Origin of the sequence: uncultured Methanobrevibacter sp. (genome assembly GCF_937906425.1) — an archaeon.
In the GTDB taxonomy this organism is placed as follows: domain Archaea; phylum Methanobacteriota; class Methanobacteria; order Methanobacteriales; family Methanobacteriaceae; genus Methanobrevibacter.
Genome location: NZ_CALCYR010000313.1, coordinates 1 through 3706 on the forward strand (window position 1 = coordinate 1; position 3706 = coordinate 3706).

The 3706-nt window shown below is 33.5% G+C and carries 3 protein-coding genes; all 3 read left to right on the top strand.

The window, feature by feature from the left end; genetic code table 11:
• Positions 1 to 147: 147 nt before the first annotated feature.
• The 3 genes from Q0138_RS09245 (at position 148) to Q0138_RS09255 (ending at position 3616) form a co-directional block, all read left to right on the top strand.
• On the top strand, positions 148 to 1287 hold the full coding sequence (locus Q0138_RS09245) for a TIGR04083 family peptide-modifying radical SAM enzyme (RefSeq protein ID WP_297983823.1): 1140 nt from the start codon (positions 148 to 150) through the stop codon (positions 1285 to 1287).
• Between the two features lie 542 nt (positions 1288 to 1829).
• Complete coding sequence (locus Q0138_RS09250; RefSeq protein WP_297983825.1) at positions 1830 to 2330, top strand: hypothetical protein; 501 nt, start codon at positions 1830 to 1832, stop codon at positions 2328 to 2330.
• A 59-nt stretch (positions 2331 to 2389) separates the two neighbouring features.
• Positions 2390 to 3616, top strand: a complete 1227-nt coding sequence (locus tag Q0138_RS09255; RefSeq protein WP_297983828.1) for a hypothetical protein — start codon at positions 2390 to 2392, stop codon at positions 3614 to 3616.
• Positions 3617 to 3706: the final 90 nt, after the last annotated feature.

A 3706-nucleotide genomic window follows, 5' to 3' on the forward strand; every position in this document is an offset into this window, starting at 1 on the left:
GAGATCTACACTCTTTCCCTACACGACGCTCTTCCGATCTTTTTAAGAATTCTAATTAAATAATTGAATTTATTTTTAATTTAAATTTTAATTTTTACTGATTTAATGGATTTGGAGTATTTGTAGTTTATTGTAATTGGTGATTAAATGACTTTTCATGTAATGATTATACCTACCTTAGGTTGTCCGTCCAATTGTGCATATTGTTGGGGTTCAGAAGAGAATGCAGAATTGATGGATATTGATGTAATAAATCAAATTGTTAAATGGCTGGCTGATTTTAGGGATGAACCTGTTCATTTTACCTTCCATGGTGGTGAACCTTTGCTTGCAGGTTATGACTTTTATAAGCAAGCCCTTCCTATTTTAAATGATGCTGGAACCCACCAAACCGAAGGTTTTTCATTACAAAGTAATCTCTGGCTATTGGATGAGGAAATGGCTGATCTGTTCTCCAATTATAATATAGCTATCAGTACAAGTATTGATGGTCCAAAGGAAATCAATGATTATCAAAGAGGTTTGGGATACTTTGACAAGACCATGAAATCCGTTAAGTTGGCTACAGACAAGGGCATTCAGATTAACTTTGTTTGTACATTTACCTCATATTCAAAGGATTTTTCCGATGAAATCTATGAATTCTTTAAGGAGAATGGTTTAAACTTAAAAATTCATGCAGCATTGCCTTCACTTCGTGGAGACAATGCAGATCCATGGGCCCTTCCTCAGGAAGAACATGGCAGATTGCTCATTGATTGGTTGGATAAGTATCTCTATGATTTGGACAAGTTTGTAATAATGGACTTGGACCATATTGCAAAAAGCAGTCTCAGACGTGTTGGAACACTCTGCACTTTCAATGATTGTATGGGAACAACATTGGCTGTAGGTCATGACGGTTCAATCTATCCATGCTATCGTTTTGTAGGAATGGATGAATACATTATGGGCAATGTTTATGACTGTCCTTCAATGGAGGATTTGGAAAAATCAGAGGCTTGGGACAAATTGATGGAATTTAAAAATTTTGTTGATGAGGATTGTTCCGACTGTAAGTTCATCAAGTTCTGCAGAGGAGGATGTCCGTATAATGGAATCGTTGCCACACAATCTCCAAAGGCAGTTGACCCTCAATGTGAAGCTTACAAGATGATTTTTGGTGAAGTTTCAAGACGTGCAAATGAGGACTTTAAGAAAAACGCGATGGCTGCATTTGGCGGAGCTCCAAGAATGAGAAAAGAGGGAGATCCATTTTCAATAATGGATTTAATGACTAAAATGTAATTTTAATTAGTTTTTACTTTTTTTACTTTTAAATTACTTTTTAATTTTTTTTTTAATTTAAAATTATTTTTTATTCTTTTTTTTAATTTTTAATTATTTTTATTCTTTTTTTACCTTTTTAATAGATTTATAATTATTTCTAATTATTTTAAGGATTTTATTTATTTTTTAATCTATTTTTTTTAATAAATTTACTTTAAAAATTTATTTTATAAAATATTATTTGAAAAAATTTTTTTAAAAAATTTTTTTAATAAAAATCATTTTGATTCCTTTTAAAACTAGATTTAATCGAATTGTTTTTTAGAATTCTATTTAAAATTATACTAATTAATTAGTTAACTATTAATAATATGTTTTTTAAATAAATATCTATATGATAATTTATTTTATCAATACTTTTAAACTAAACTAATTGTAAAATTTGGTTTCAATTGGTTTTTGAAATAGTATTAAACTAATTGTAAAATCAGTTTCAATTGGTTTAATAATGAATTAAATTTAGTATTTTATTAAATTTAAAATATTTATAGAGGCATCTTATGTTTATTAAAATTAGAAGAGATACTTTAATAATTCTTTTATTGGCATTTATTTTAATCCTATGTGGGAGATTAATAATTTATGTGGCATATGCCTCCTCTGCTGAAGTCGAAGAAGGTGTACCTATTGCAGGTATTATCGTAAAAGGAAACGACATAATTCCTATAGACAGTATCAGATATAATGTAGAGAACTCTGGATTGAGAGAGGGCAGTTATATTGATGGTGACATTTTAAAGACATCCATTCGGGAACTGCCTGTGACGGAGGCCGAGGCCAATGCTGAGAAATTCGTTAAGCAGTCTACAATTCCAGGTACCACTATCGCTCCAATTGCAGGAGCTGACGTTACCGTAAATAAGGAAACCGGAATTGTTACCGTAACAGTTATTGAAGATTTCTCAACAATTAACATTACAGGAAATAGTACTACTTCTACTGATAATCTTAATGATATTAATACATCAACAAGTGTTTACAATTACAGTATTGCAGGATAGGAGGTTAAAATTTGAATAAGAAGTTTAATAGATTTATTGGTTTAATATTTTTAGTTTTAATGCTCTTTTCAGTTATTGCAACTGTTTCTGCTACTTGTAACGTAATTGTCATTACCGATCCATCTGGACAGGATCCTAATGGAGCGGCTGCAGGAAGTATGTCCTTTGCAAACAACATGTTCCAGTCCTCATTCATCATGTCAAAGAATGATGGTTATGCAATGCTTTCCGGGGGGGAAGGTAATGGTACAGAAAGGAACTATGCGATTATTGATGCTCTTGCAGCAATGCAACATGGTTCAAGTCCATCAGCAGCTGCAGCTTTGGCCGGTAACTTTGACGGTATCCGTTTAGTTATCGGAGGACCTTCAATGGGAGCTGCTATCGGCGGAGACTATAACGCTTATCTTGTTGTTGTTGAAAATGACGGTACCATCAAGGTCACTCACCACCAAGGTGGTGTGGTACAGTTACCTCAAGGTTCCAAGGGAGCTATCATTCACTTGAGAAACAGTGAAGGTAACCCAATGTCCGGTACTGCAGATTCTGTACGTAAACAGACTGCAATCAATATTGGAAAAATGATTAGGGATGGTTATCCTGCAACCTACATCGTTGGAAAGGCTATGGAGGAAGTTGCTGTAGATTCCGGTGAGAAATACGGTGGGGGTGCAGTAAACCTTGTTTCATCCATAAGTACTGGAGACATGTTTGTACCGGATAGGGTAAATACAACAGGTTATCCAATGGATGAAGACTATTCAAAATCCTGTCCTCATTGCGGTTGGGCAACAGGTTTCCCTGATGCTGAAAATTACAATGTCTGTCCAATTTGCGGTAATGAATTGAATACCTATTCCGCTACAGATGTTTTAATCAATGCAATCACAGTTTCCAAGGATGCGGTTTCCGTTTCAGTTTATGGAAGTGACAGGGTAGGTCTGTCGGACATTACAAAGGCAGTAGTTGAGGCATCTGTTAAGAAATATGGTTATAATGCATCTTCAATAGCGGGATCACTTAATAAGGGTATTAATAATGGTCTTATTGTAGGTGTAGATTATGTAGAGCCTAGCGACTTAAATGTAAAGCCAGATGTTCGTGCTGTAGGTGTCTATTATAATCCATTGCCTAATGGCAGATCTTCTCCGGAATGGAACTTGCCTATTAATTCAATGGTTCTTACGATTTTAGGAACTATTCAAACGGCCATTGGTTTTGTTTTAATACTTTTAGTTGTTTTCAGAACACGGCTTTTGAAGTCCTTTAGAGATCGTATATCCTAATTGGTTTTTAACCAATTATTTTCTTTTTTTATTCTATTTTTATTCTTTTTTTATTCTATTTTTATTCTTTTTTTATTCTATTTTTATTCT